At 65.2% G+C, this 26,451-nt stretch carries 26 protein-coding genes; 11 read left to right on the top strand and 15 right to left on the bottom strand.

The window, feature by feature from the left end:
- Together AC1DJT_RS04025 and AC1DJT_RS04020 are read right to left on the bottom strand one after the other, a co-directional pair.
- Positions 1-1,035: TRAP transporter large permease (locus tag AC1DJT_RS04025; RefSeq protein ID WP_476833576.1), on the bottom strand; the 1,035-nt coding region annotated here is incomplete at its 3' end.
- Between the two features lie 3 nt (positions 1,036-1,038).
- Positions 1,039-1,587 (bottom strand): TRAP transporter small permease, encoded by a 549-nt coding sequence (locus AC1DJT_RS04020; RefSeq protein ID WP_441505215.1) that lies wholly within the window; start codon positions 1,585-1,587, stop codon positions 1,039-1,041.
- A gap of 238 nt (positions 1,588-1,825) precedes the next feature.
- Here AC1DJT_RS04020 and AC1DJT_RS04015 point away from each other — a divergent pair, with 238 nt between their 5' ends.
- Positions 1,826-5,425, top strand: coding sequence for a hydantoinase B/oxoprolinase family protein (locus tag AC1DJT_RS04015; RefSeq protein WP_476833575.1), 3,600 nt, complete (start codon positions 1,826-1,828; stop codon positions 5,423-5,425).
- A gap of 33 nt (positions 5,426-5,458) precedes the next feature.
- Positions 5,459-6,154 carry an SDR family oxidoreductase gene (locus tag AC1DJT_RS04010; protein ID WP_476833574.1) on the top strand — a complete coding sequence of 232 codons (696 nt, stop codon included), beginning with the start codon at positions 5,459-5,461 and terminating at the stop codon, positions 6,152-6,154.
- Between the two features lie 16 nt (positions 6,155-6,170).
- Here the strand turns inward: AC1DJT_RS04010 and AC1DJT_RS04005 are convergent, their stop codons facing one another.
- The gene (locus AC1DJT_RS04005; RefSeq protein ID WP_441505218.1) at positions 6,171-6,785 is read right to left on the bottom strand and encodes a LysE family translocator; all 615 of its coding nucleotides are present in this window, start codon (positions 6,783-6,785) and stop codon (positions 6,171-6,173) included.
- Between the two features lie 91 nt (positions 6,786-6,876).
- Here AC1DJT_RS04005 and AC1DJT_RS04000 point away from each other — a divergent pair, with 91 nt between their 5' ends.
- Positions 6,877-7,461: an N-acetyltransferase family protein gene (locus tag AC1DJT_RS04000; protein ID WP_476833573.1), complete on the top strand. Its 585-nt coding sequence runs from the start codon at positions 6,877-6,879 to the stop codon at positions 7,459-7,461.
- Positions 7,462-7,467: 6 nt separating this feature from the next.
- Here AC1DJT_RS04000 and AC1DJT_RS03995 read toward each other — a convergent pair whose 3' ends face one another.
- Positions 7,468-8,328: an alpha/beta fold hydrolase gene (locus tag AC1DJT_RS03995; RefSeq protein WP_441505220.1), complete on the bottom strand. Its 861-nt coding sequence runs from the start codon at positions 8,326-8,328 to the stop codon at positions 7,468-7,470.
- 92 nt (positions 8,329-8,420) lie between these two features.
- On the opposite strand from AC1DJT_RS03995, the gene dapB reads away from it, so the two are divergent.
- The 3 genes from dapB to AC1DJT_RS03980 all read left to right on the top strand — a co-directional run bounded on the left by dapB (position 8,421) and on the right by AC1DJT_RS03980 (position 12,235).
- Entirely contained in the window at positions 8,421-9,224 is an 804-nt protein-coding gene (dapB, locus tag AC1DJT_RS03990) for a 4-hydroxy-tetrahydrodipicolinate reductase (protein WP_476833572.1), read from the top strand.
- Positions 9,225-9,419: 195 nt separating this feature from the next.
- Entirely contained in the window at positions 9,420-11,063 is a 1,644-nt protein-coding gene (locus tag AC1DJT_RS03985) for a methyl-accepting chemotaxis protein (RefSeq protein ID WP_476833571.1), read from the top strand.
- Between the two features lie 80 nt (positions 11,064-11,143).
- Positions 11,144-12,235 carry an ATP-dependent DNA helicase gene (locus AC1DJT_RS03980; protein ID WP_441489465.1) on the top strand — a complete coding sequence of 364 codons (1,092 nt, stop codon included), beginning with the start codon at positions 11,144-11,146 and terminating at the stop codon, positions 12,233-12,235.
- Between the two features lie 18 nt (positions 12,236-12,253).
- Here the strand turns inward: AC1DJT_RS03980 and AC1DJT_RS03975 are convergent, their stop codons facing one another.
- The gene (locus tag AC1DJT_RS03975) at positions 12,254-13,030 is read right to left on the bottom strand and encodes an anti-sigma factor (RefSeq protein ID WP_476833570.1); all 777 of its coding nucleotides are present in this window, start codon (positions 13,028-13,030) and stop codon (positions 12,254-12,256) included.
- Positions 13,027-13,590 (bottom strand): sigma-70 family RNA polymerase sigma factor, encoded by a 564-nt coding sequence (locus AC1DJT_RS03970; protein WP_476833569.1) that lies wholly within the window; start codon positions 13,588-13,590, stop codon positions 13,027-13,029. The genes AC1DJT_RS03975 and AC1DJT_RS03970 overlap by 4 nt, the downstream gene beginning before the upstream one ends.
- 201 nt (positions 13,591-13,791) lie before the next feature.
- Between AC1DJT_RS03970 and AC1DJT_RS03965 the strand changes: the two genes are divergently transcribed.
- The 3 genes from AC1DJT_RS03965 to AC1DJT_RS03955 all read left to right on the top strand — a co-directional run bounded on the left by AC1DJT_RS03965 (position 13,792) and on the right by AC1DJT_RS03955 (position 17,441).
- Positions 13,792-14,595: a DUF4394 domain-containing protein gene (locus AC1DJT_RS03965; protein ID WP_476769950.1), complete on the top strand. Its 804-nt coding sequence runs from the start codon at positions 13,792-13,794 to the stop codon at positions 14,593-14,595.
- A 156-nt stretch (positions 14,596-14,751) separates the two neighbouring features.
- Positions 14,752-16,173 (top strand): DUF1800 domain-containing protein, encoded by a 1,422-nt coding sequence (locus AC1DJT_RS03960; protein WP_476833568.1) that lies wholly within the window; start codon positions 14,752-14,754, stop codon positions 16,171-16,173.
- A gap of 5 nt (positions 16,174-16,178) precedes the next feature.
- Positions 16,179-17,441, top strand: a complete 1,263-nt coding sequence (locus AC1DJT_RS03955) for a DUF1501 domain-containing protein (protein ID WP_476833567.1) — start codon at positions 16,179-16,181, stop codon at positions 17,439-17,441.
- 6 nt (positions 17,442-17,447) lie between these two features.
- On the opposite strand, the gene leuD is transcribed toward AC1DJT_RS03955, so the two are convergent.
- From leuD to AC1DJT_RS03915, 8 genes are all read right to left on the bottom strand, one after another.
- Positions 17,448-18,050 (bottom strand): 3-isopropylmalate dehydratase small subunit, encoded by a 603-nt coding sequence (gene leuD / locus AC1DJT_RS03950; protein WP_043233564.1) that lies wholly within the window; start codon positions 18,048-18,050, stop codon positions 17,448-17,450.
- Positions 18,051-18,109: 59 nt separating this feature from the next.
- Positions 18,110-18,742 (bottom strand): LysE family translocator, encoded by a 633-nt coding sequence (locus tag AC1DJT_RS03945; RefSeq protein ID WP_441489459.1) that lies wholly within the window; start codon positions 18,740-18,742, stop codon positions 18,110-18,112.
- A gap of 3 nt (positions 18,743-18,745) precedes the next feature.
- Entirely contained in the window at positions 18,746-19,219 is a 474-nt protein-coding gene (locus AC1DJT_RS03940) for a metallopeptidase family protein (protein WP_476833566.1), read from the bottom strand.
- Entirely contained in the window at positions 19,219-19,464 is a 246-nt protein-coding gene (locus tag AC1DJT_RS03935; RefSeq protein ID WP_113512190.1) for a hypothetical protein, read from the bottom strand. The genes AC1DJT_RS03940 and AC1DJT_RS03935 overlap by 1 nt, the downstream gene beginning before the upstream one ends.
- Positions 19,465-19,486: 22 nt before the next feature.
- Positions 19,487-20,905 (bottom strand): 3-isopropylmalate dehydratase large subunit, encoded by a 1,419-nt coding sequence (gene leuC, locus AC1DJT_RS03930; RefSeq protein ID WP_476833565.1) that lies wholly within the window; start codon positions 20,903-20,905, stop codon positions 19,487-19,489.
- Between the two features lie 93 nt (positions 20,906-20,998).
- Positions 20,999-21,175 carry a hypothetical protein gene (locus tag AC1DJT_RS03925; RefSeq protein ID WP_162531536.1) on the bottom strand — a complete coding sequence of 59 codons (177 nt, stop codon included), beginning with the start codon at positions 21,173-21,175 and terminating at the stop codon, positions 20,999-21,001.
- Positions 21,176-21,290: 115 nt separating this feature from the next.
- Positions 21,291-21,686, bottom strand: a complete 396-nt coding sequence (gene rplS / locus AC1DJT_RS03920) for a 50S ribosomal protein L19 (protein WP_043233560.1) — start codon at positions 21,684-21,686, stop codon at positions 21,291-21,293.
- A gap of 127 nt (positions 21,687-21,813) precedes the next feature.
- Entirely contained in the window at positions 21,814-22,200 is a 387-nt protein-coding gene (locus AC1DJT_RS03915; RefSeq protein ID WP_476769945.1) for a hypothetical protein, read from the bottom strand.
- Positions 22,201-22,655: 455 nt separating this feature from the next.
- Here AC1DJT_RS03915 and AC1DJT_RS03910 point away from each other — a divergent pair, with 455 nt between their 5' ends.
- A complete protein-coding gene (locus tag AC1DJT_RS03910; RefSeq protein WP_476833564.1) occupies positions 22,656-23,444 on the top strand; it encodes an SDR family NAD(P)-dependent oxidoreductase in 789 nt (262 codons plus the stop codon).
- Between the two features lie 169 nt (positions 23,445-23,613).
- Here the strand turns inward: AC1DJT_RS03910 and AC1DJT_RS03905 are convergent, their stop codons facing one another.
- On the bottom strand, positions 23,614-23,916 hold the full coding sequence (locus AC1DJT_RS03905; protein WP_476769944.1) for a putative quinol monooxygenase: 303 nt from the start codon (positions 23,914-23,916) through the stop codon (positions 23,614-23,616).
- Positions 23,917-24,311: 395 nt separating this feature from the next.
- Between AC1DJT_RS03905 and AC1DJT_RS03900 the strand changes: the two genes are divergently transcribed.
- Positions 24,312-26,390, top strand: a complete 2,079-nt coding sequence (locus tag AC1DJT_RS03900) for an elongation factor G (protein WP_476833563.1) — start codon at positions 24,312-24,314, stop codon at positions 26,388-26,390.
- Positions 26,391-26,451 lie beyond the last annotated feature (61 nt).

Here is a 26,451-nt window from a genome sequence, read left to right as displayed (position 1 = left end):
CATCGAGATGCCGTCGATCAGACACCCGAGGATGATGTACATGCAGGTCAGCGCAAGCACGAGCATGTGCGGTGAGAGATCCTTGCCCTTCACCCATTCCGCCAGTGCCGCCGGAATGCCGGTATAGGCCATGGCAGCCGTGCAGAATGCCGCGCCTGCCAGGATCAGCATGATCATACAGGTCAGGCGCGTCGCGCTCATGATGCTCTCGAACAGCGTCGCCCAGGTCAGCGTGCCGCTCCACCAGGCCAGAAACAGGGCGCCGGTGACGCCCCAAGCGGCGCATTCGGTGGCCGTGGCGAAGCCGAGCACCAGCGACAGGAAGACGGTTGCGATCAGGATCAGGCACGKAGCAAGCTTGGCCGATTGCCGAAGCTTCTGAGCGAAGGGAATCGATGGATCGCGAGGCGGCGTCTTGTCGGGGTTCAGCAGCGACCAGATGATGACGTAGCCCATGTAGAGCGCCATCACGAGCAGGCCGGGCAGGAAGCCGCCAAGGAAGACTTGCAGCACCGAGACATTGGCGGTGACGGCATAGACGACCATCGGGATCGATGGTGGGATCAGCAGGCCAAGCGTTCCGGAGCCTGCAAGCGTGCCAAGGCTCATGCGTTCGTCATAGCCGCGCTTCTTGAGTTCCGGCAGGGCGATCTTGCCGATCGTGGCGCAGGTCGCGGCGGAGGAGCCGGAGACGGCCGCGAAGATGCCGCAGCCGACAATATTGGTGTGGATCAGGCGCCCGGGCAGCCACTGCAGCCAGGGGGACAGGCCTTGGAACATCTGTTCCGAAAGCCGCGTACGGAACAGGATTTCGCCCATCCAGATGAAGAGGGGCAGCGCGGCCAGAGTCCAGGACGCCGAGGCGCTCCAGACCGTTGTCGCCAGCACCTGACCGATCGGGATGTCGGTGGTCAGCACCATCGCCAGCAGGCCAACGAGGCCGAGGCCGACGGCGATCCAGACGCCGCTCGCCAGGATCACGACGAGGAAGCCGAGAAGGATGAGCGACAGTTCCGGCAGGGCAAGCGATGTCATGGTTCAAACTCCTCCGCCGGAGGCGACGCGCTCGACCAATTCTTCGGGGGTGGCCGGCGGCTCCTGTTCGTAGCTCGGGCGGCGGCCCTGCACGACGATGATCCATTCGTCGATCACGGCGATCAGGAGGATCGCAAGCCCGCCGACCAGCCCGAGCTGCGGGATCCAGAGCGGGATCGCGACCACGCCCGTCGACATGTCGAAGAAGCGCCAGGAATCATAGGCGAGCGTGCCGGCCTGCCAGGTGAAATAGGCGACGAAGCTTCCCGCAATGGTGAGGGAGAGCAACTCGGCCGCACGCCGGTGTCCGCCCTTGAGGCGTTCGAGCAGCAGGCCGACCCGGATCATCTCACCCTTCTTGAACGTATGCGCCAGGCCGAGAAACGCCATTGCGACGAGCGACCAGGCCGTGAAGTCGTCGCCGGACGGCACGTTGAGATTGATCTCGCGTCCGACCGACAGGAGCATCATCAGGACGAAGATGGTGACAAGGAAGAAGCCCGCCGCGTAGCCGGCAAAGAGATAGAGCTTGTCGAGGATCGTGCGGATCATCGGGCGCTCCGCCGCACGCGGCCGGATTGCAGCTTTGCCATGCGGGACTGTCGGCGCATGCCGAGCCCGATTGCCAGGGTCGATCCTGTCATCGCATCCTCCCTCGACCGGCCCGGCCCCTCAGCCATGTTCCGGTCACAATTGAGATCGTAGCCGCCGAATTCGGCTTGTCAATATTTCATCGACGATTTATCGATGAATTGTTCAAACGACTTCGCGTCACGCTGGGGAGAGTGTCATGACGGCGAGCCATTGGGATTTCTGGATCGACCGCGGTGGCACCTTCACCGACGTGATCGGCCGCGATCCGGCAGGCAAGCTTCACGCCAGGAAGCTGCTCTMGGAGAATCCGGGCGCCTATCGCGACGCCGCCGTCCAGGGCATCCGCGACCATCTCGGCCTCAAGGCCGGCGAGCTCATCCCCGCCGGGCGCATCGGCGAGGTGCGCATGGGCACCACGGTTGCGACAAATGCCCTGCTCGAGCGCAAAGGCGACCGTACGCTGCTCGTGACCACGAAGGGTTTCCGCGATGCGCTGCGCATCGGCTACCAGGCGCGGCCCGACATCTTCGCCAAGGAGATCATCAAGCCCGAGCAGCTCTACGAGGCGGTGGTCGAGATCGCGGAACGCGTGCTGGCCGATGGCGCGGTCGAACGGGCTCCGGACGAGGCCGCCATCCGCACGGCCCTGCAGGAACAGTACGATGCCGGTTTCCGCGCCGTGGCGATCGCCTTCATGCACGCCTATCGCTATCCCCAGCATGAGCAGGTGGCAGCGCGCATCGCCCGGGAGATCGGCTTTCCGCAAGTGTCGGTCAGCCACGAGGTCTCGCCGCTGATCAAGCTGGTCGGGCGTGGCGATACGGCGGTAGTCGATGCCTATCTCTCGCCGATCCTCGGGCGCTATGTCGCGCAGGTTTCCGAAGAGCTCGACATCGGGCGCACCGGCGCACGGCTGATGTTCATGATGTCGTCCGGTGGCCTCACCGCGGYAGAACTGTTCCAGGGCAAGGATGCAATCTTGTCGGGCCCCGCCGGGGGCGTCGTCGGCCTGGCCGAGACCGGGCGTTCGGCCGGGTTCGACAAGGTGATCGGCTTCGACATGGGTGGCACCTCCACCGATGTCGCGCATTTCGACGGCGAGTATGAGCGCGCTTTCGAGACCGAGGTCGCCGGCGTGCGGATGCGCGCGCCGATGATGCTGATCCATACCGTTGCGGCTGGTGGCGGCTCGATCCTGCATTTCGACGGTGCGCGCTTCCGCGTCGGCCCGGATTCGGCCGGCGCCAATCCGGGCCCTGCCGCCTATCGACGCGGCGGCCCGCTCGCGGTGACCGACGCGAACGTCATGGTCGGCAAGCTGATCCCGGCMTATTTCCCGGCGATCTTTGGCGAGCAGCATGATCAACCGCTCGATGTGGACGCGGTCCGCGCCAAATTCGCGAAGCTTGCGGCCGAGGTCGGCGATGGCCGCAGCGCCGAAGAGGTCGCTGACGGCTTCATCCAGATTGCCGTCGCCAATATGGCCGAGGCGATCAAGAAGATCTCGGTGCAGCGCGGCTACGACATCACCCGCTATGCCTTGAACTCCTTTGGCKGTGCGGGCGGACAGCACGCCTGCCTCGTCGCCGATGCGCTCGGCATCAAGACCGTGCTGCTGCACCCGTTCTCCGGCTTGCTCTCGGCCTATGGCATGGGGCTCGCTGAAATACGCTCGACGCGGACGGCCGCACTTGATGTACCGCTCGATGCCGGGGTCAAGGCTGCGATTGCGGAGGTGGCCGAGCGGCTCGGCGCCGAGACGCGCGCCGAGCTGATCGGTCAAGGTGTGCCGGATGGCGAGATCGCCATCCATATCCGAGCCCATATCCGCTATGCCGGCACCGATACGGCGATCGCGATTGCGTCCGGCAGCCGGGCCGAGATGCAGGAAGCCTTCCAGGTCGCGCATAAGGCGCGGTTCGGCTTCATGGACGAGACCAAGGCCTTGGTCGTCGAGGCGGTCGAGGTCGAGGCCGTTGGCGGGGGCGCCAGGTTCGAGGAGACGGCGGCAGGCGAGCGGGCCGGTGAACCGGCGGTTGCCGAACGCACGCGCCTGTTCTCGAAGGGGCAGTGGCACGAAGCCGCGATCGTGCGGCGCGAAGCGATGGCTCCGGGGCAGAGCGTCGCGGGACCCGCCATCATCATCGAAGCGAACCAGACCGTCGTCGTTGAGGATGGCTGGAGTGCGAAGCTGACGGCCAAGGACCATCTCKTCCTGCATCGCAGCAAGGCGCTGGTGCAGAATGCCGCGATCGGCACCAAGGCCGATCCCGTCATGCTCGAGATCTTCAACAACCTGTTCATGTCGATCGCCGAGCAGATGGGCGTGACGCTGCAGAACACCGCCTATTCCGTGAACATTAAGGAGCGGCTCGACTTCTCCTGCGCCGTGTTCGACTCGACCGCGAGCCTCGTCGCCAACGCGCCGCATATGCCGGTGCATCTCGGCTCGATGGACAAGTCGGTCGAGACGGTGATCAGGAACAACCCCGTCATCCGGCCGGGCGACGTCTACTGCCTCAATGCGCCCTATAATGGCGGCACGCATCTGCCCGACATCACGGTCTGCACCCCGGTCTTCGATGCCGAGGACCGGAATATCCTGTTCTGGGTGGCGAGCCGCGGCCACCATGCCGATGTCGGTGGCGTGGCGCCCGGCTCGATGTCGCCGCTGGCGACGCATATCGAGGAAGAGGGCGTCTATATCGACAATTTCAAGATCGTCGATCAGGGCCGCTTCTGCGAGGAGGAGCTGGTCAAGCTTCTGACTGGCGCGCGCTATCCCGTCCGCAACGTCGTGCAGAACGTCAACGACCTCAAGGCGCAGATCGCCGCCAATGAGAAGGGCGTGGCGGAGCTGAAGAAGATGATCCGCTCCTTCGGCCTCGACGTGGTCCAGGCCTATATGGGCTATGTCCAGGACAATGCGGCCGAGAGCGTCGCACGGCTGCTCGCCAAGCTGCATGATTGCGAATTCACTTATCCGATGGATCAGGGCTGCGCGATCAAGGTGAAGATCACGATCGATCGTTCGAGGCGCGAGGCGACGGTCGATTTCACCGGCACCTCGCCGCAGCGCGAGGACAATTTCAACGCGCCTGCGCCGGTGACCCGTGCGGCGGTGCTCTATGTCTTCCGCGTCATGGTCGATGACGCGATTCCCATGAACGCGGGCTGCCTGCGACCGATCAGGATCGTCGTGCCGGAAGGCTCGATGCTGGCGCCGCACTATCCGGCGGMCGTCGTTGCCGGCAATGTCGAGGTCAGCCAGGCTGTCACCAATACGCTGTTCGGTGCGCTCGAGGCGATGTCGGCCTCGCAGGGAACGATGAACAACCTGACCTTCGGCAATGATCAGTATCAGTATTACGAGACGATCTGCTCCGGCTCGCCGGCGGGGCCGGGCTTCAATGGAACCTCCGGCGTGCATGTCCACATGACCAATTCGCGCCTGACCGATCCGGAGATCCTGGAGACGCGTTTCCCCGTCGTGCTCGAGGATTTCCACATTCGTCCGGGTTCGGGCGGCAAGGGCGAATGGAATGCCGGCGATGGCACCAGCCGCACGATCCGCTTCCGCGAGCGGATGGACTGCGCCATCCTCGCCTCGCATCGCCGCGTGCGCCCCTTCGGCGTCAAGGGCGGTGAAGCGGGGCAGCTCGGCAAGACGATCGTCCGCCGGCTTTCTGGAGCCGTCGAGGAACTGAAGCCGAGCGACCAGACGCTGCTCGAGGCGGGCGAGGCTGTGACCGTGATCACGCCGACGGCGGGAGGCTATGGAAAAGCGAAGGGCTGACGCTTAGGTCCTGTCTCCACACGGGAGATGGATATGCCTCAGACCTGGATGATCACCGGCGCCAATCGCGGCATCGGCCTTGCTCTTGCGACCGCCCTGGTGGCGCGTGGCGACCATGTCATCGCCGCCGCGCGCGATCCGGCAAGTCCCGGCCTTGCGGCGCTGGTCGCCAAGCATGGCGGGCTCGTCACGCCGGTCACCCTCGATGTGACGTCCGATKCGAGCGTCGCCGCTGCCAAGGCTGCGCTCGCCGACCGACCGATCGATGTCCTGGTCAACAATGCAGGCGTCTACGGCCCGCGCGACAAGCAGGGCGCGCTCGACATGGATTTTGACGCCTGGCGCGACGTGTTCGAGGTCAATGTCTATGCGCCGCTGCGCGTGGCGCAGGCATTCCTGCCCAATGTCGAGGCCTCGCAAGGGCGCAAGATCGCGACGATCAGCAGCCGCATGGGCTCAATCGCCGGCAATCCCTCGGGGGCGCTCGCCTATCGCTCTTCGAAATCGGCCGTGAACATGGCCATGGTCGTGTTCGGCAACGCCGTGCGCGAGCGCGGCGTCAGCATCCTGCTGTTCCATCCGGGCTGGGTGCAGACCGACATGGGCGGTGGCGGAGCCGACATCCCGCCGACAGAAAGCGCCGCCGGCCTGATCGCAACGATCGACCGGTCCGGCATCTCCGACACCAACAGCTTCCGGACCTGGAAGGGCGAAGCGATCGCCTGGTGAGGCCTGAGGCGGCGGATCAACTGGCGCGCGACGAGCCCAGCCAGAGGCCGCCGCCAATCAGGAAGCCGCCGCTGACGCGCGAGAGCAGGCGCACGCGCTTCTGCGACAGCAGCCGTCCCGCCCGCCCCGAAAGCAGCGCATAGCCGCTGTCGCTGACCGCGGCGAAGAGCATCGCGGTCAGCCCCATGATCGCGATCTGCGTGACGTGATCGCGGGCGGGGTCGAGAAATTGCGGGAAGAAGGCACCAAAGAAGAGCAGTGTCTTCGGATTACTGAGCGCGACCAGGACGCCTTGCAGGAAGAACCCGCCGCGCGGTGCTCGGGCCTGCATGGCGCCATCCTCGACGCCGCCGGCCCGGACCATCTTCCAGCCGAGCCAGATCAGATAGGCGGCGCCGGCGAGCCGCACCCAGTCGAACCAGTGGCCCATCGCCCCGATGACCGAGCTCAGGCCGATGCCGACGATCGCGATCATGATCGCGAGGCCGAGCTGGGTTCCTGCCGCATTCAGGAGCCCGGCGCGGGCACCATGCTTCAGGCTGTTGGCGATGATCAGTGTTACGGTCGGGCCCGGCACGATGACGATGACGAAGCAGGCAACGAGATAAGCGGCAAAAAGCTCGAAGGACATGGCGGCAGTCTCCATCTCGATTGCTCAGTCATCCCAGCCTGGCGCCGATGAGTCGAGCCCCCTCGTGCCGCTGGCGAAAGGGACCAGGAGAATGTCGGCCTTTGCCTTCACTGTTCTGCCGCTGGCGCCCGAGCGCTGGCCGGATCTCGAGGATCTCTTCGGTCCGCAGGGGCCCTGCTATGGCTGCTGGTGCAACCATTTCCGCATGCCCCAGAAGCAGCGCCTGCCACTATTGGGGGAGGGGGCCCGACAATTGTTCGAGCAGCGGGTTCGCAAGGGGCCGCCCCCTGGCGTCCTGGCCMATGATCACGAGACCTGTGTCGGCTGGCTCCAGGTCGGCCCTCGGCGCGACATTCCCGAATGGAACAATCCGCGGCGCGCCTCGACGCCGCTGCCGGATGCACCGGCCGACGATGAGCGCGTCTGGGCGGCCTCCTGTTTCTTCGTCCGCAAGGCGTGGCGGGGCAGGGGCGTCACGGCGGCGCTTCTCGACGGCGCGATCATTTTCGCGCGCGAGAACGGGGCCCGCCTGCTCGAGGCTGCCCCCATGGACCATGAATTCAAGCGTAGCAGCGAKGGCCTTTATGTCGGCGCCGAGCGGGTCTTCCTGCGAGCCGGCTTCGTCGAGGTCGCGCGGCAGAAGGAGGGGCGGCCGCTGATGCGGCTCGCACTCTGAGCGATTTCACGCTTCATCGAGAATGAACTCGCGGATCGTCGCGAAGGCGGCCGCTGGGTCGTCGCCGACGATGCCGTGGCCGCAACCAGCGAAACGCTTGAAACGAACCGCATCGGGCGGAAGGCACGCTGCAATCGTCTCGCTGAAGGCAATCGGCGTGATGGGGTCTTCCTCGCCCCCCATAACGAGGACTGGGCAATTCACGGCTCCCAGCGCGGCGCGAAAATCGAAGCGGCCCTGTTCGTTGTGCGGGCCATTGAACCAGACGCCTGTCTCGTTGCGCGAGATGAGCCTCTGTATCCAATCGGTCGAGCCGGTTCGCGGTCGCGCTGCGTAGAGCGGAAAGCAAATCTCAGTATAGGGCGCACGTGTCTCAGGCGCGGGCGCCGACCAGTAGTTTCGGGCCGCCTGACTGGCTCGTGGACCACCGACCCGTTCGAAGGCTGCGTAGACCGCCGGGAAATCGAACTTGGCGGCTGTGGAAATCAGGATCAGCTTGGCGGCATGCCCGGGATGGCGCGTCGCATAGGCCTGCGCGACAAAGCCCCCGAATGACGTGCCGAGGATGATCGGTCTTTCGATGCCGAGTGTGTCGCAGAGCACCTTCAGGTCATCGGCCCACTGGTCCAATGTCCAACTCTCACGCGGGCCGTCTTCGCTGCGGCCGCAGCCGCGATGATCGTAATAGACGATCTGGGCGATATCGCTAAGTCCGGAGAACCCGGGTTTGTAGATGCTGTGGTCGGCGCCTGGACCGCCATGAAGCAGGATCAGCGTTGGCTTTTCCTGCATGGCCGGGCCATCGGGCGCGAGCCCCGCACCTTCGATGTCGACATAGAGGCGCACTCCGTTGACAGTGACACGCATCGGTTCGATTCCCCCAGCCGCATCCAAGCCTCGAACTGTAAGGGGCGGATGATCGAACTCAATTGTTTCCAGCCTTATGTTGGGAGTTTCCGATGATCCGCATCACGCTTGCCGGCTGCACCGGCTGGGTCGGCAAGGCGCTTGTCGCTGCAATCGACTCCGCGTCCGACCTTGAGCTTGTTGCGGGTGTCTCGCGCAAGGCAGCAGGCAGCGATCTCGGCGAGGCGGCCGGGCAGCCAGCCAATGGCAAACCGGTCTTTGCGACCGTGGCGGAGGCGCTCGCCGTGCCGTCGGATGTCCTGATCGACTATACCAAGCCCGACAGCGTGAAGGACAATGTGCTGGCAGCCGTTGCGGCGGGGCGCCATGTCGTCGTCGGCGCGTCTGGCATGACCGGCGAGGATTATGCGGAGATCGAGGCCGCTGCGCTCAAGGCCGGCGTCGGCGTGCTTGCCGCGGGCAATTTCTCGATCACCGCGACGCTGCTGCGCCGCTTTGCCCGCGAAGCGGTGAAATATGTGCCGGATGTCGAGATCATCGACTACGCCTCCGCGTTGAAGCCGGACACGCCGTCCGGAACCGGGCGCGAACTCGCCGAGACGCTTGGTGCCGAGCGTATGGCCGGAACCGCGAAGCCGGTTGCGGAGCTCGGCGGCGCCCGCGAGACGCGTGGCGCCGCAATCGGTGCGCCGCATGCGGTACAGGTCCATTCGCTGCGGATGCCGGGCTTCGTCCTTTCCTGCGAAGCGGTCTTCGGCCTCCCGGACGAGCGGCTGGTGATCCGGCATGATGCCGGCACCTCTGCCGCGCCTTATGTCGGCGGCACCTTGCTGGCGGCGTGGCKGGTTGCGGATCAGATCGGGCTTCGGCGTGGCCTGGACAGCCTAATGGCCTGATCAACGGGCGTTGCCGTTATTTTTTGCACGCGCGGCGGCTTCGACAGCTCGGTCCGTATCCGGCTAACTTGTTGATTTTTATCACGTTCCTCCTGTCGTGTTAACCTAACGTTCGTTCGCATCTGCGAAGGGAAGGGCGCGCTACGACGAGGGGGCAACGCGATGCGGCAATTGGGGCTGACTGCGAAGATCACCATGCTGTTTGCGCTCATGGGGATTGCCGCTGGCCTCGGGTTGTTCAGCGCGGTTCGGGGCTTTGACGCGGTCCGCGAAATCGATCGCGATGCCTTTTCGAGCATGGCCTTGGTCAACCGCGCGGCGCTGCTCTCGAATCGCGTGGCGCAGGCCTCGCTGCTCAGCCGCTTCGATGACGCGGCCACGCCGCGTGCGATCGAGACCGCGCTCGATTCCCTTGATGGAGCTGTGGAGCTGGTCGATGCCGCACGAGCCAGTCTGATCTCGTCGTTGCCGGGCGAACTCCGCGATGCCAATCCGACCTTGGATGCCCGGATCAGGACGTTCATTTCATTCCAGCGCGACATCGTCACGATGGGGCGCGAGGTCTCGGCAAAGGCCGCGCTCATCGAGGCCTCGGCCGAGGCGGCGCGCGAGAATGTCCGCCAGATCATCCTCGTCACGTCGAAGCTCGCCGATGGCCTGGACAGGCGTGCGCAGCTCGGCGCTGCAGAGGCTGCGGGGCTAGCTCACGCACTGCGCCTGCGGGTGATCGCGACAGCGGTTGGTCTCCCGCTCGCCTGCGCGCTGCTGGCGATGTACCTGCTCAGGACCCAGCTCACCCGCCCCCTGCGCGATCTGATGGCCGCTATCGCCACCGCGACGGCGACCTCTGCCGTCATCGCGGTGCCGCATGTCCGGCGTCGCGACGAGATTGGCCAGCTTGCCCGCACCGTGCGGGCGCTGAGCGAAGTGCGGGCGACCCTGGTCACCCGCGATGCCGAGGCCGACCGGGCTCTGTTCCACCAGAACCAGCGAACCGAGGAGCTCGGCCGCATCGCCGAGGAATTCGAACACCGGATTGGTGCCGTGCTTCACGATATCGCCGGGTTGAGCGAAGCTCTGCGCACCGCACAACAGGATTCTGCGGTGCGGGCACAGCAGGTCTCGCAGAGCACGGGCACTGCCGCTTCCGCCGTCGACGGGGCGGGGTTGGAGGCACGGCGCATCACCGAGGCGGCCCTGCGCCTGGAGCAGGTGATCGGCCAGATCAATGCGGAAGTGCACCGGGTTTCACAAACGGCGACGGTGGCGACGCAGGATGCCGCTGGCACCTCCGGCCTTGTCCTGCGTCTGACCGAGAATGCGGGGCAAATCCGCGATGTCGTCGACATCATCGAGACGATCGCTCGGCAAACCAATCTGCTTGCGCTGAACGCAACGATCGAGGCGGCGCGCGCCGGCGTGCATGGCCGGGGGTTTGCCGTCGTCGCGAGCGAGGTCAAGGCGCTGGCGGGCCAGACGGCTGACGCCACCGCGCAGATCGTGCGGCGCATTGCAGCGGTCAACGCGGCGCTGTCGCAGGCGGCGCAGGCGGTTTCGGGCATCGTCGCCAGTGTCGGTGCCGTCGAACAGGCCAGCACCGAGATTTCGACCATGGTCGCCTCGCATTCCGAGCTGATGGGCTCGCTCGGGGACACGGTCGCGCGTATTTCGGGTGTGACGGAAACGGCTGCGGGCGCAATGGCGGAGATCGCCGAGGCGAATGCTCAGACTGTCGAACAGGCGGGCAGGGGCGCGTTCGGGGCCCGCGACCTCGACGAGCGCATCGCTGCGCTGCAGGGCGAGGCGGAGGAATTCGTCAGGCGCCTGCGCGCCGCCTGATCCCGTTCTGTTCTTGCGCTTGCATTGCGCGAGCGACTCGCGCCTTTGTGCGGCATGATCGCATATCGGATTCCTTCGCGATGAGCTGGTCGCCGCAACAGGATGCCGCGCTGAGCGCGGTCGCACGCTGGCTACAGGCTGGCGAGCCTCAGGTTTTTCGCCTGTTCGGCTATGCCGGCACGGGCAAGACGACGCTCGCGCGCCATATTGCCGAGGGTGTCGATGGCACAGTCCTCTTCGCCGCCTTCACCGGCAAGGCGGCGCTGGTGCTGCGCAACAAGGGCTGCGATGGCGCCCAGACCATCCATTCATTGATCTACCGCTCGCGTGGCGTCGATGAGGAAAGCCCGACATTCGTGCTCAACCGCGAGAGCAACGCGGCCAAGGCCGGGCTGATCATCATCGACGAGTGCTCGATGGTCGACGAGGAGTTGGGCAAGGATCTGCTCTCCTTCGGTACGCCGGTCCTTGTGCTGGGGGACCCGGCGCAGTTGCCCCCGGTCAAGGGCGGCGGGTATTTCACCGAGACCGAGCCGGACGTGATGCTGACCGAGGTCCATCGCCAGGCTGCGGACAATCCCATCGTCAGGATGTCGATGATCGTCCGCGAGGGAGGGCGCCTCGATGTCGGCGACTACGGCGAGAGCCGGGTCATTCGCCGCGATGCGGTCAATTCCGAGCTGGTGTTGGGTGCCGATCAGGTCCTGGTCGGCATGAACAAGACGCGCCGGCTCTACAATGCGCGCATCCGGCAGCTCATGGGGCGCGATTCCACCGTGCCGGTCGCGGGTGAGAAGCTCGTCTGCCTGCGCAACGACAAGAGCAAGGGCCTGCTCAATGGCGGCTCCTGGATCGTGCAGGAACTCAAGACCTCGAAGAAGGGCCTGATCACGATGCGAGTCACGCCGGAGGACGATACCGGTGGAAAGCCGGTCAAGGTCTCCGTGATGCCCAATTTCTTCGACGGCACCGAGGAGGAGGTGCCGTGGGAGCTGCGCAAGCACACCGATGAATTCACCTTCGGCTACGCCCTGACGGTCCACAAGGCGCAGGGCTCGCAATGGGATGACATCGTCCTCTTCGACGAGGCCTTTGCCTTTCGCGAGCACCGGGCGCGCTGGCTCTATACCGGGCTGACGCGTGCGGCCGAGACGATCACGGTGGTGGTGTAGCGGCAGACCCCCTGGGATTCACAGGGCCTGCGCCGTGGTCCCCTTGGCAATGATGGGGCCGGTCGGCCTCCCTGTCGGCGAGCCTGTCGCGGGTTCCAGGGTGATCTCGAAGAGCTGATCCTTGCCAAGCGGCAGTTGGTCCAGCCTGAGATGGGTCGAGCGGGCACGCTCGATCAGCCCCACCGAACGCGGGCCCACCGCGCGGTCCCACAGTGTCCAGATTTCGAGGGCCTTGCCTTCGGGAACATGGATTGCCTGCAGCGGCACCATCTCCACCCTGCCGTCGGCGAAGGTGTTGACGACCGCTGCAGCGACGCTGGCTTCGGTCATCAGCACGGCGACCATCACGGGCTGGCGCCTGGCCCGATCGAGGGCGTTCAGGAGACCTGCAGCGAGAACGATTATCGCCAGCGCTCCGGCGAGCGCTGCGCCGCGCCAGACGAAGAGGCTGTTCCACCAATCGGCCAGGCGGCTGGTTGCGGCCGCGGCGGGGCGCGACGCCTGAGCCGGTGCTGCACTGCTCATGCCTGCGGGAGCCGCCTGCTGCGCGACGGCCGCCAGCTCGGTCTCGATCCGGCTCCATAGCGCGGCTGGCGGCTCGATGGGCGCRGCGGTGGCATCGATGGCCGCGAAGTGAACGCGCCAGCGCTCGACCGCTGMAGCGAGATCAGGATCGGTCTCGAGCTGCTGGTCGAAGGCCGTGAGGTCGGCCCCCTCGATCAGGCCAAGCACATATTCGCCCGCCAGCGCGGTGCGCTCCTCCGGGCCGAGAGATCTGGTGGAGGAGGGGCTCATCCGAGGCACTCCTTGAGCGAGATCAGGGAGCGGCGAATCCAGGATTTGACGGTGCCGATCGGCATTTTGAGGCGACCGGCGATCTCGCCACGGGTCAACCCCTGGACGAAGGCAAGCAGCACGATGCCGCGCCGCTGCGGTGGCAGCGTCTCCAGGCAGGCGCGKAGTGCCTTGGCGTCGGACAGTTTCGACATCACCGTCTCAGGATCGTCCTCTTCGCTCGCGGTTTCCTCGGCGACAGGCATATCGGTGGTTTCCGTGCGCTTCTCATCCCGCAGGATCGAGAGCGAGCGGTTGCGCAGGATCGCGTAGATCCAGGTCAAGCCGGCACCGCGCTGCGGATCGAACCGCGTCGCATGTCGCCAGATCAGGACGAAGGTATCCTGCACTGCCTCCTCGGCCAGCGCGCGCCGCTTGAGCAGACGCTGGGCCACGCCGATCATACGCGCGGCCTCGGCGTCGTAGATGCGCTTGAGCGCAAGTTTATCTCCGGAGGCACAGTCGCGCAGCGCGGTTTCGATGTCCGTAGCCTTTGGCGGCACTACGGCGTTCATCGCCATCCCTGTCTCCTCCTCGGCGCAGCGCCTCAGCCTTGCGCGAATAGATGAATACGCGGCTCGGCCAGCTTCGGATGCGTCTCAGTTTTTTGTTTTTTCCTTCGCATCCGCTCCTGTGCCGCAAGCTTACCCCGATTGGGTGCCGCGCCAGATCAGGCGGCGAACAGCCCTCGAAACAATRCGACAGACGATTGGGAGGATAACATGCAGATTGCACGCGCCACACGCCTCGCGCTGATTGCTTCCACGATTCTGGGGGCTTCCTTCGCCGCGACCTTGGCAGCCCCCGCCGGAACCCTCGCCGCCCTGACGGGCGACGACACGCTGACAATGATCGATACGGCGACGCAGAAGGCGGGCAAGGCCATCAAGGTCACCGGCATGACCGGCAAGATCGCCGGCATCGATGTCCGCCCCGCCGACGGAATGCTCTACGCGCTGTCGACCGACGGCACGATCTTCACGGTCGATATGGCGAGCGGGAAAGCGACGATGAAGTCGAAGATGGATACCACGCTTGCCGCTGGCACGATGGCGACGGTCGATTTCAACCCGGCCGCCGACCGGTTGCGCGTCATCGGCGCCGACGGCACCAACCTTCGCGTCAAGGTCGAGGATGGCAAGACCACGGTCGACGGCAAGTTGAAATTCGCCGAGACCGACATGCACAAGGGCGAGACTCCGATGGTCGTTGCCGGCGCCTATTCCAACTCCGTGAAGGGCATCAAGGAGACGGCGCTCTACGATATCGACGGCAAGTTCGGCGGGTTGCTGAAACAGGCACCGCCGAATGACGGCGTGCTGGGCGCTGTCGGCAAGCTCGGCGTCACAGCGAAGGCGATCGCCTTCGATATCGAGACCGATGCGTCAGGCGCCAATACCGGCTGGCTGCTGGCGGACGGCACCCTGCATAAGGTCGATCTGGCAACGGGCAAGGCTTCGATGGTGGGCAAGGTCACCGGGCTGAACGGGCCGGTGCGCGACGTCGCGGCGCTGCCGGCGATGTAGGCAAACGGGACCGAAACCGCCTCGGAGGGGCCGCCACGCCGCAGGGCGTGGCGGCCTTTCGATGTTCTATCTCGGCGCACCGCATCGGGGCATGCGATTTTTGCCATAGTTGGCCCGGATGCTCGGCTTTGCCTGCTCAAGGCGAGGGAGCCGTCGATGGCGCGCGATTCGCGGTTGAATATTCTCGGTTTGCAGCGCTTCGGCTTGGGGCTCCGACCTGGCGATCTCACGGCGATCGGCGGCGACGCCCGGGACCTGTTTCTCGATGAGGTCAAGCGCAGGAGCGTTCCCGTTCCGATTGGCCTCGAGCTCGTCGGGCAGGCGCAGATCGGATCGGCGTTCTATGCCTTCCAGGATAAGGAGAAGGCCGAGCGAGAGGCCCCGCGCCCGGCCATGCAGGCGGCGATGATGCCTGCTCCGGGCGGGATGAACGAAGGGCAGGGGGCGTCGGCGCCTCCCGAGCCTCCCTTGCCGCAAAGGATCTACCGCGACGAAGTGGCTGCGCGGATGCGTGCCGGCCTGGAACCGCTCGCCGGTTTTGGCGAACGGCTGGCGCAGTTCTGGTCGAACCATTTCTGCATCTCCGTCTCGCAAGGCAACTTCGTGCGGGTGCTGGCGGGGGCTTATGAGCGTGAGGCGATACGCCCCTATGTCTTTGGCCGGTTCGAAGACATGCTCCTGTCCGTCGAGAGCCATCCGGCCATGCTGATCTATCTCGATAATCAGCAATCGATCGGGCCGAACTCTCCGGCAGGCAAGCGCCGCGGCCGTGGGCTCAACGAGAACCTCGCCCGCGAGATCATGGAACTGCATACGCTGGGCGTCTCCGGCGGCTATTCGCAAGGCGATGTGACGAGTCTGGCTCGCATCATCACGGGCTGGACAGTTGCTGGCCGCGACGGCCGGCTCGGCTTCCCCGGCGCCTTTGCCTTCAATGCCGGCGTGCATGAGCCTGGCGTTCATCCGCTGCTCGGCAAGGATTACGAGGAGGCTGGGGCGGAGCAGGGCAGGCTCGCACTGCTCGACCTCGCGCATCATCCCGCGACAGCCCGGCATGTCGCGTTGAAGCTCGCGCGGCATTTCGTGGCGGACGATCCCCCGCCGGCGCTCGTTTCCCAGCTGGTGGAAACCTGGCGCCGTACGGAGGGCGATCTCGCCGCGGTATCGGCCGCGCTCATTCAGTCGAACGACGCATGGGGTGCGGAGGCCGCGAAGCTGCGCCAGCCGCAGGAGCTTTTGCTGGCGATGCTGCGGGCGCTTGGACGCAAGCCGGAGTTCGGTCCCATCGCAGGAGCGCTCGCGACGATGGGCCAACCACTCTGGCAGCCCTCGGGACCGAATGGCTTTCCCGGAAACAACGATGCGTGGGCGACACCGGAAGGCATCAAGACGCGGATCGACGTGGCGGCAGCGTGGGGGCGTCAGGCGGCTGGTACCGCCAGCGACCCACGGGCCCTGCTCGAGGCGGTGCTGGGCCCGCTCGCTTCAGCCGAGACCAAACAGGCGGTGGCCCGCGCCGAGAGCAAGCCGCAGGCGATCGCGCTCTTGCTGATGTCGCCCGAATTCCAGCGGAGGTGAGCCAGATGTCAGACGCGATCCGCGACGATGACGACGATTGCGAGGCGATGACACCATCACGCCGGTCCGTGCTGGGGGCGGCAAGCGCGCTCTTCGCCTGGTCATTCATGCCGAAATTCGCCCATGCGGCGGCCGGCAGTCGGGATGCGCGCTTCATCACCGTGGTGCTGCGCGGCGCACTCGACGGCCTCGCCGCCGTTCCGCCGATCGGCGACCCGAACTATGCCGATCTGCGTCAGGATATCGCGCTGCAGCGCGATGGATCGGATGCGGCGTTGCCGCTCGATGGCTTCTTCCACCTCCACCCCGCCATGCCCAACCTCGCCCGGCTCTACGGCCAGGGGCATGCCGCGATCGTGCATGCGGMAGCGACGGGCTATCGCGAGCGCTCGCATTTCGATGGGCAGGATGTGCTGGAAAGCGGTCAGCAAGGCCCGGGACGCGTCGATAGCGGCTGGCTCAACCGCATGATCGCGGCGCTGCCGGCCGGTGAGACGATCGCGCGTCACGGGGTACTCGGGGTCGGTGTGGTGCCACCATTGATCGTCAGGGGCCAGGCCCCGGTGCTGGGCTGGGCGCCGCCGGTGATGCCGCGCGCCGGAGATGATCTGATCCAGCGACTGGGCGACCTTTACGGGCAGCGCGACCCCATGCTGGCAAACGTGCTTGCTCGGGCGATCGAGACCGAGACGATCGTGCTCGGCCAGGGCATGGGCGGCGACAGGATGCGATCACGCGGCGGCCCGGGCAATCCCCAGGGCATGATCCAGATCGCTGAGGGAGCGGCGCGGCTCGTTGGTGCCGATGACGGTCCTCGTATTGCGGCGCTGGCCTTCGAGGGCTGGGATACCCACGCCAACGAGGGCGGCGCCAAGGGGCGGCTCGCCGGGCTGCTCGGCGGGCTCGATGGTGCGTTCAATGCGTTCGAGACCGGGCTGAAGCGGGTCTGGAAGGACACGGTCGTGATGGTCGTCACGGAGTTCGGTCGAACCGCCAGGGTCAACGGCACGGTCGGAACCGATCACGGTACCGGTACTGTCGCGTTCCTGGTCGGCGGCGCGGTCAGGGGCGGTCGTGTGATCGCGGACTGGCCGGGGCTGAAACCGGAGCAGCTCTGGGAGCAGCGCGACCTGAAGCCGACCACGGATATCCGGGCGGTCGCAAAGGGTGTCGTGACCGATCTGTTCGGCCTGTCGGGACCGGTTCTGGCCGAGAAGGTATTTCCCGGCACCGGCGATATTGCGCCGATGCCGGGCTTGGTCGTCTGATCCCGATCAGGCCCAGGCGCGCTTGGCGAGCTTGGCCTCGAAGGCGTCGATCTTCGGCGCCTTCTCCATGGTCAGGCCGATATCGTCGAGCCCGTTCAGCAGGCAGTGCTTGCGGAAGGGGTCGATGTCGAACGTCACCGTGCCGCCATCCGGACCCTTGATTTCCTGCTTTGCGAGATCGACCGTCAGCGTCGCGTTGGAGCCGCGATCGGCGTCGTCGAAGAGCTTCTCAAGGTCTTCGGGCGAGACCACGATCGGCAGGATGCCGTTCTTGAAGCAGTTATTGTAGAAGATGTCGGCAAACGAGGTCGAGATCACGCAGCGGATGCCGAAGTCGAGCAGGGCCCAGGGAGCATGCTCGCGCGACGAGCCGCAGCCGAAATTGTCCCCGGCAACCAGGATCTCCGACTTGCGGTAGGCCGGCTGGTTCAGCACGAAATCGGGGTTCTCAGCGCCATCCTCGTTGTAGCGCATCTCCGCGAACAGCGCGGTGCCCAGCCCGGTGCGCTTGATCGTCTTCAGGTACTGCTTGGGGATGATCATGTCGGTGTCGACATTGATCACCTTCAGCGGCGCCGGGGTGGAGGTCAGGGTGGTGAAGGGCTGCATGGCGAGGGCTCCAACAGGTCTTTCTGGCTAGGATATCGTGACGTGGCCGACAACGCGCTTCACAGCTGCGCGGTCAGGAGTTTGAAGCTGGCGAAGGTGAAGAAGGCGGCAAGGCAGGCCTCGGCACGACGGCGGATCTTGCGATAGCCCGCGATCATGGAGGGGGTCGAAAACAGCAGGGCATATCCCTGATTGATCAGAAGCGAGATCAGCAGGCAGCCGATGATGATGGCATGCACCACAACCACGGGTGTTTCCGGGCGCAGGCCGAGCGCGATGATCGCGGTCCAGCTCAAGATCGCCTTCGGGTTGGTCAGGTGCATGAGATAGCCGCGCAAATAGATGCGATGCCCCGAAACCGTGGCTTTCGGCGGGGGCATGTCCACTCGCATCGCTGAACGCGCCGATCGCCAGGCGAGATAGAGCAGATAGACGCCGCCGACGATCTTGATGGCATAGAGCGCACCGGGATGGGCCACGATCACGGCCGAGACGCCGATGGCGGCCAGGATGCCCCAGGTCAGGGAGCCGGTCGTGACGCCGAGTGCGAGCGTCATTCCGGCGCGCCGACCACGCTCCATCGACGTCGCCATCACGGCAAGATTGCTCGGGCCCGGGCTGGCAACTGCAAGGAAGAACGCGGAATAGACCAGGGCCAGGCTCGGCAGATGCCGGATCAGATCGTCCATCATCGTCTATCGCTCCGCCCCGGCCTCGATCGCTTCCATGTCTTCGTCCGAAAAGCCGAAATGATGGCCGATCTCATGGACCAGGACATGGGTGACGATGGCGCCCAGGCCCTCGTCATGTTCGGACCAGTAGTCGAGGATCGGACGGCGATAGAGATGGATCATGTTGGGCATCTGGCCCGTTTGCGGGCCCGAGCCCTGCTGTGGCAGGCCGACACCGGTGAAGAGGCCGAGGATGTCGAAGGGGCTCTCGATCTCGAGTTCCTTCAGCACATCGTCCTCGGGGAACTCGGTGACGTTGATGATCAGGTCCGCGCAGAGCGCGCGGAACTCGTCCGGCAGGCGGTCATAGGCGGTCTGCGCGAGGCTTTCGAAATCAGCGGCGCTGGGCGMCTTGACCTCGTCCCAGGCAACAGCGGACGACACCTCGGCGGATGCCGAGGCGCTGGCGGATGCTTTGATCGAAGGCACGGTTCCCATCACCAGATCTTGAGCTGATGCCCCAGCCACCAGGCGAGCAGCACGACACCGACCAGCGACAGCGCGCGACCGATGCGTCTGCCCCAGAGTTCGACAGTGTCGCCTTCAGGTGCGTCGCGGCCGGAGAAGTGATCGGCGGCGCGGCCCATGGAGGAGCTCAGCAGCCCCTCCTCGTCGCGCTTGACGCGCTCCAGCACTGCCTTGGCTTCGGCTGCCCGGGCGGCTTCGCGGGGATCGCCGGTCATGACCTGTGTCCCCGCTCGCGCATCAGCCCATCTGCCTCACATCGACGAAATGACCGACGAGCGCAGCGGCTGCGGCCATTTGCGGCGAGACCAGATGAGTGCGGCCCTTGAAGCCCTGACGACCCTCGAAATTGCGGTTCGAGGTCGAGGCGGCGCGCTGGCCGGGCTTGAGCTGGTCGGGGTTCATGCCGAGGCACATCGAGCAGCCGGGCTCGCGCCATTCGAAGCCGGCGGCGAGGAAGATCTTGTCGAGACCTTCTTCCTCGGCCTGCTGCTTCACCAGGCCGGAGCCGGGGACGATCATGGCATAGTCGAGCGAGCCGGCGATCGTCTTACCCTCGACGATCTTGGCGACGGCGCGCAGATCCTCGATGCGGCCATTGGTGCAGGAACCGATCCAGATCACGTCGAGCGGGATCTCGGTCATCCTGGTGCCGGGCTTCAGGCCCATATAGTCGAGCGCGCGCCATTTCGACGAACGCTTGGTCTCATCGGCGATGTCATCCGGGTTCGGCACGCTTCCCGCGACCGAGATCACGTCCTCGGGGCTGGTGCCCCAGGAGACGATCGGCGGCAGGTTGGCGGCATCGAGCTTGACGATACGGTCGAAATGCGCGCCCTCGTCGGTGCGCAACGTCTCCCAGTAGCGCAGGGCCTCATCCCAGGCCGCACCCTTCGGGGCCTTAGGCCGGCCGTTGAGATAGGCGAAGGCCTTCTCGTCCGGCGCGATCATGCCGGCACGTGCTCCGCCTTCGATCGACATGTTGCAGACCGTCATGCGGCCTTCCATCGAGAGGGAGCGAATGGCCTCGCCGGCATATTCGATGACCGAGCCGGTGCCGCCCGCCGTCCCGATCTCGCCGATGATGGCGAGGGTGACGTCCTTGGCGGTGACGCCCTTGGCCAGAGCGCCGTCCACCTGGACGAGCATGTTCTTGGCCTTCTTCTGGATCAGCGTCTGAGTGGCGAGCACATGCTCGACCTCCGATGTGCCGATGCCATGTGCCAGCGCGCCGAAGGCGCCATGGGTCGAGGTGTGGCTGTCGCCGCAGACGATCGTGGTGCCGGGCAGGGTGAAGCCCTGTTCGGGGCCGACGATGTGGACGATGCCCTGGCGGATATCGAGCTCGTTGAAATACTCGACGCCAAAGTCCTTGGCGTTCCTGGCCAGAGCCTCGACCTGGATGCGGCTCTCCTCCTCGGCGATGCCGGCCTTGCGGTCGGTCGTCGGGATATTGTGGTCGACGACGGCCAGCGTCTTCTCAGGCGCGCGCACCTTGCGGCCGGTCATGCGCAAGCCTTCGAAAGCCTGCGGGCTCGTGACCTCATGCACCAGATGCCGGTCGATATAGAGCAGGCAGGTGCCGTCTTCCTGGCGGTCGACGATGTGGTCGTCGAAAATCTTGTCATAAAGCGTGCGGGGGGCGGTGGACKACGTCATGTCGATAAGCCTCGGTCGTGGAAATCTGTGATGCCGGCGCTCAAGGCCGGCTGGCGCAACGCAAACAGCCTGTCGCCGGCCAACGGGCCGGTCTCAGGCGCGCCTAAGGCCCGCTGCCGCCGAGGTCGTGAAACGACCGAAGAAGCGCCAGGGCAGGCGCGCATGGTCATGCAGCGCCGCAAAATCCTGCGTCGTCGGGATGCGGCGCAGGTTCGCCTCGCGGCGCACGATGCGGCAGCAGTCATCCTCACTGGGCAGGACAGTGTTCATGACGATGTTCTAGCAGTTCCAAACTGTGCCGGCAACGAAGCCGACGCCGGGCCGCCCAACGCAAAACGCGGCCCCGAGGGACCGCGTTCCGGTATTCACTGCAGCGCAGTGGCGCTTACTTGGCAGCCGACTTGTCGCCCTTGGCAGGACGGGCTTCGACGCGCTCGGCGATACGGGCCGACTTGCCGCGACGATCGCGCAGATAATACAGCTTGGCGCGACGGACCTTGCCCTTGCGCACAACCTTGATGGAATCGATGTTCGGCGAATAGAGCGGGAAAACGCGCTCGACACCTTCGCCATAGGAAATCTTGCGGACGGTGAAGGCTTCGTTCAGGCCGCCGCCGTTGCGGGCGATCACGACGCCTTCATAGGCCTGAACGCGGCTACGCTCGCCTTCCTTGACCTTGACGTTGACCTGCACGGTGTCGCCGGGCTGGAAATGCGGGATTTCCTTGCCTGCGCTCAGCTTGGCGATCTGTTCCTGGTCGATCTGCTCGATGATGTTCATGGGTCTCTCCATGGCCGTTGTCGCGTGTGTTCACGCGGGCGTTACGGCTCGCTGTTTTCAGTTGAGTGGCTGGCCATACAGGAGAGGTAGGGCCTTGTCGAGGGGAATGAGGCGCTGGTGTCGCGCGCTATTTCGCTGCCATGCCAGCTTGCCCCTGCCTGAAGACCAGCCAGCCGAACAAAGCCATGTCGGCCAGCACCGTCAAGGCGCCCACGCCGGCAATCGGATCGCCGGTTGCGTTTCCGGAATGAACCAGGGCCACGCCGACGGTCAGGACGAGCGTTCCGAGGATCCAGAACCAGACCTGGATCACCGCGCTTCTGGCGAGGTCCAGGGATGGATGCAGCCGATAGAAGATGCCGAACAGAAACAAGGAGACCCATCCCAAGAGATTGAGATGGGCATGCGCCGGCAACGCCGAATGATCTCGCGAGATTGCCATGACGATGCCCCATATCATGCCAGCGAGGGCGATGAGGACGGCGGCGCGGAAGCTCAGAGTCGATGCATTCAAGGCAATCTCCCTCGCAGGTCAGGGATCAGAATCCGGTCGGCCGGGCCATCTTTGGTTCTATTGGGACAGGGATTTTCTGGTCAGGATAGAAAGAGGGCAGGTGGATCGCGTCATTTCAATGCAAACTCAATGAAATGGCGAGCAGCCTGGAGTGAGGATGTCCCGATCGAGGCAACAACACAAGATCTGCTTACTTCGTATTGTGACCTCTGACCAAGCCGGTGCTATGCGACAGATCGCGGGGGGGACACAGACCGGGATCTGTCTGCGAGGGCGGGTATCGCTCCATGGGCGCGCGAGGTGGTGTCGGGCGTAGCGGCTGATCGCAGGTCACTCCGTTCGCGATTTCCAATCGCATTCGGAATACCGTGCCCGCATTCACGCGCTTTGCTGGGGCGCTGCCAGGGCGCATAGCGTAAACGGACCCGTGTTCGTCTCTGTTTCGGATTGCTTCAATGCCTCAGGACATCGCCAAAGTCGCTCTCGTCACCGGCGCCGCGCGCGGCATCGGGTTGGCGACCACGAAACGCTTTCTGGCCGAGGGCTGGCAGGTCGCCTTGCTGGATATCGATGGGGCGACGCTGACATTGGCGATGGCGGAACTCAATGCACCGGACACGACGCTGGCGCTGACCTGCGACGTTGCCGAGGCTGCCGCGGTCGAAGCCGCCTTCAAGGCGCTGATGCAGCGCTTTGGCCGGCTCGATGCTCTCGTGAACAATGCAGGCACCGCCGTGTTCAAGCCGATCCTCGAGACGACGCTCGCGGAATGGCAGCGTGTGCTCGCGGTCAACCTCACCGGACCCTTTCTTTGTACGCAGGTTGCGGCGCCGCTGATGGCCGATACGGGCGGCGGCGCGATCGTCAACATCACCTCGATCTCCGGCCTGCGCGCCTCGACCTTGCGCGTCGCCTACGGCACCAGCAAGGCGGCTCTCGCCCATCTCACCAAGCAGCAGGCGGCCGAACTCGCCAGCCTCGGAATCAGGGTCAATGCAGTCGCGCCGGGCCCGGTCGACACCGCAATGGCCAAGGCGGTGCATAGCCCGGAAATCCKGGCCGACTACCATGACGTCATCCCGCTCAACCGCTACGGGCGGGAAGACGAACTCGCCGAGGCGATCTTCTTCCTGTGCTGCGAGAAGGCCAGCTACATCACCGGACAGACGCTTGCGGTGGATGGCGGCTTTGATGCGGTCGGGATCGGTCTGACGACCTTGCGTGGCGAAAGGCGCAATCGCTGATGTCGTGACGGGGCGCGCCGAGGGCATGCTTGGGGACGCTCAGGAACACGGGGCCAGCGGGTGAGGGGGCGGGAAATATTCCCTCGTAGGCGGAGAGTTTCCCGCGCTTTCAATGAACGGACCGAGTCTTTGCGCTCCGGGCTCGATCCGTCGGTTCGCTCCTCAGCATCTAACCTCGCGCTGCAAATGGCTCCATCAAGATGTAGGTGCCATCTGCCCGTTGATGCTTGTCGATCAGGGGGACGAGCCGCACGAAATGCTCGGTGCGGCAATGTGCATCGAGGGCAGCGCGATCCGGCCACTCCTCGATGAAGATGAAGTGCCCAGGGTCCTTCTGATCGATGAAGAGATCATAGGAAATGCAACGCTCTTCAAGCCGGGTCTTTTCGACTAGCTCTTCATAGAGAGGCATGACGAGCCCGATGGCCTCGGTCTTGATGAAATCCTGGGCAATTACCTTCAGCACGAGCATTCCTCTTCGATTTTAGGCCCCGCGGAGCGGCTGCTGTTTGCAGACACCACCGGCGGACTTCCTCTCCTGCACCGCTCGCCCGTCTGAAAGGTGAGCCATTCGCAGGATGCCGGGGATATCGAGCGGCATCCGGCACCGTTCAAGACTGTCCGGCACGCTGGCCTGGGTGCGAACCGAGAGATCGGACCTGGAACATTCTTCTTGCGCTGCGCGGCCAACAGCGCGAACCTTTGCGTCGACATCCCTCTTCGACGGCCGCCCGACCCTGTCGGGCCTGAGCGACCGCCGCCTTTCCGGCGTGGGCGCTGTGACATCGTTCTCGTCGGTTCTTCGCCGCGTTGCGCCGGGCGTCTGCTCTGACGCTGTTGCGCGGCCAAAACCCGAAGGAGGACGCTATGGCTGCGACATCAGRCAATGGAGGTTCGGCCGCCGGCAAGAGAGCTTTGGGGCCGCGATGCATCGCCATCGTTGGTCCCTTTCAAAGCGGCAAGACGACCTTGCTCGAGAGCATTCTGGAGCGCTGCGGCGCGGTTTCACGGGCCGGCTCCGTCAAGGCGAAGAACAGTGCCGGCGATGCCTCCGCGGAGGCACGGGCTCACCAGATGAGCACCGAGCCGAATGTCGCGACCGTCGATTTCCTCGGGGAGAGCTACAGCTTCATCGATTGTCCCGGCTCGGTCGAGTTCCTGCACGAGATGCGTCACGTCCTGCCTGTCGTCGATGCCGCGGTGGTGGTATGCGAGGCTGACGACCGCAAGGCACCGGCGCTCGAACTCGTCCTGCGCGAGCTCGAGGAGGCGGATATTCCGCGTTTCCTGTTCCTCAACAAGATCGACACGGCAACGCGCCGGGTGCGCGAGACACTTGGCATCCTGCAGCGCGCCTCGCGTACGCCGCTGCTGCTGCGTCAGATCCCGATCTGGCAGAAGGGCATCGCCGTTGGTTTCATCGACCTCGCTCTCGAGCGGGCCTTCATCTACCGCGAGCATGCGCCGAGCGAGATCGTGCCCCTCGGGTCGGAGGAGGTTGGCCGCGAGAAGGAGGCGCGCTTCTCGATGCTGGAGAAGCTTGCGGACTATGATGATGAGCTGATGGAGGATCTGCTGGGCGACATGGAGCCCCCGCAGGATCGGATTTTCGACGATCTCGCGCGGGAGCTGCAGCACCGCCACGTCGTGCCGGTGCTGATTGGCGCGGCCGAGCGGGGCAATGGCGTCACGCGGCTGCTCAAGGCCCTGCGGCATGAAGCGCCTTCGCTTCCGGAAACCCGCGGGCGCATCGGCGTCGTCGAGGATGGCGCGCCGTTGGCGCAGGTGATGAAGACTTGGCATTCGAGCCAGGGCGGCAAGATCTCACTGGCCCGCGTATTGCGCGGGCGGCTCGCCGAGGGCGACGTCGTGACCTCGTCCAGCGGTGTCGAGACGCGCATCGGCGGTGTCATCGAGTTGAAGGGAGCCGAGCAGACGCGCAAGCCTGCCGCAGAAGAGGGACAGGTTGCCGCCTTTTCCCGGCTGGAAGGGGTGCGCACGGGGGATGCGCTGGCTGCTGGCAAGGTCCGTCCAGGCGTCGTGACGTCGGTTGCTCCGCCCGAGCCGGTCCATGCGCTCGGGATCAGCGTCAAGGATCGCAAGGATGACGTCCGGCTCACCGCTGCGCTCGGGCGCATCGCGGAGGAAGATCCCGCGCTGACCGTGTCGCACCTGCCGGAGTTCGGCGAGGTGCGGCTCTCGGGGCAGGGCGAGATGCATTTGCGCGTGACAATGGAGCGGTTGTCCGGGCGCTACGGCGTTTCGGCTCAGAATCATCCACCTGAGATCGGTTATCGCGAGACTATTCGCGGCAAGGCTAGCGCGCGTGGGCGGCATCGCAAGCAGAGCGGCGGGCATGGCCAGTATGGCGATGTGGTGCTCGAGGTGGCGCCGATCGAGCGCGGCGAGGGCATTCGGTTCGTCGACCGCATCACGGGCGGCGTCGTGCCGAGACAGTACATCTCTTCCGTCGAGGCCGGTGTGCGGGATTTCTGCCAGCACGGGCCGCTTGGCTTCCCGCTCGTCGATATCGAGGTGACGTTGACCGACGGCTCCTACCATACCGTCGATTCCTCCGACATGGCGTTCAGGCAGGCAGCGCGGCTGGCCATGGCGGACGCAATCCCGCAGGCCAGATCCGTGCTGCTCGAGCCGATCCTCGCCGTCGAGGTCGTCATTCCATCGGACGCGATGTCGCGGGCCTCGGCCATCGTTTCTGCAAGGCGCGGCCAGATCCTGGGCTACGACGCCCGGCCGGGATGGCGTGGCTGGGATCAGATCAACGCCCTGATCCCGGAAGCGGAAATGGGCGGTCTGATCGTGGAGCTGCGCTCGGCGACCTCGGGCGTCGGTTCCTTCAGCGTCAGGTTCGACCATCTTGCAGAACTCGCCGGCAAATCGGCCGATGCCGTCGTGGCGGCGCAGGCCCTGGCGCATGGGCGCTGAAACCCAGGTGTGACCTAAAAGGTTCATATATAAACCTTGTGGCAACGGCAGAGCGGCGGGC

This window comes from Allobosea sp. 05T422_2, from assembly GCF_056396265.1.
Note: the sequence above shows the minus strand (reverse complement) of the source record. Positions and strands in the feature narration are given on the sequence as shown.

Excerpts from the sequence above, each read along its gene's own strand:
- AC1DJT_RS04020 (WP_441505215.1), bottom strand. The coding sequence starts at position 1,587 with ATGATCCGCACGATCCTCGACAAGCTCTATCTCTTTGCCGGCTACGCG.
- AC1DJT_RS04005 (WP_441505218.1), bottom strand. The coding sequence starts at position 6,785 with ATGTCCTTCGAGCTTTTTGCCGCTTATCTCGTTGCCTGCTTCGTCATC.
- AC1DJT_RS03995 (WP_441505220.1), bottom strand. The coding sequence starts at position 8,328 with ATGCGTGTCACTGTCAACGGAGTGCGCCTCTATGTCGACATCGAAGGT.
- AC1DJT_RS03985 (WP_476833571.1), top strand. The coding sequence starts at position 9,420 with ATGCTGTTTGCGCTCATGGGGATTGCCGCTGGCCTCGGGTTGTTCAGC.
- AC1DJT_RS03980 (WP_441489465.1), top strand. The coding sequence starts at position 11,144 with ATGAGCTGGTCGCCGCAACAGGATGCCGCGCTGAGCGCGGTCGCACGC.
- AC1DJT_RS03965 (WP_476769950.1), top strand. The coding sequence starts at position 13,792 with ATGCAGATTGCACGCGCCACACGCCTCGCGCTGATTGCTTCCACGATT.
- AC1DJT_RS03960 (WP_476833568.1), top strand. The coding sequence starts at position 14,752 with ATGGCGCGCGATTCGCGGTTGAATATTCTCGGTTTGCAGCGCTTCGGC.
- leuD (WP_043233564.1), bottom strand. The coding sequence starts at position 18,050 with ATGCAGCCCTTCACCACCCTGACCTCCACCCCGGCGCCGCTGAAGGTG.
- AC1DJT_RS03945 (WP_441489459.1), bottom strand. The coding sequence starts at position 18,742 with ATGATGGACGATCTGATCCGGCATCTGCCGAGCCTGGCCCTGGTCTAT.
- AC1DJT_RS03935 (WP_113512190.1), bottom strand. The coding sequence starts at position 19,464 with ATGACCGGCGATCCCCGCGAAGCCGCCCGGGCAGCCGAAGCCAAGGCA.
- AC1DJT_RS03925 (WP_162531536.1), bottom strand. The coding sequence starts at position 21,175 with ATGAACACTGTCCTGCCCAGTGAGGATGACTGCTGCCGCATCGTGCGC.
- rplS (WP_043233560.1), bottom strand. The coding sequence starts at position 21,686 with ATGAACATCATCGAGCAGATCGACCAGGAACAGATCGCCAAGCTGAGC.
- AC1DJT_RS03905 (WP_476769944.1), bottom strand. The coding sequence starts at position 23,916 with ATGCTCGTGCTGAAGGTAATTGCCCAGGATTTCATCAAGACCGAGGCC.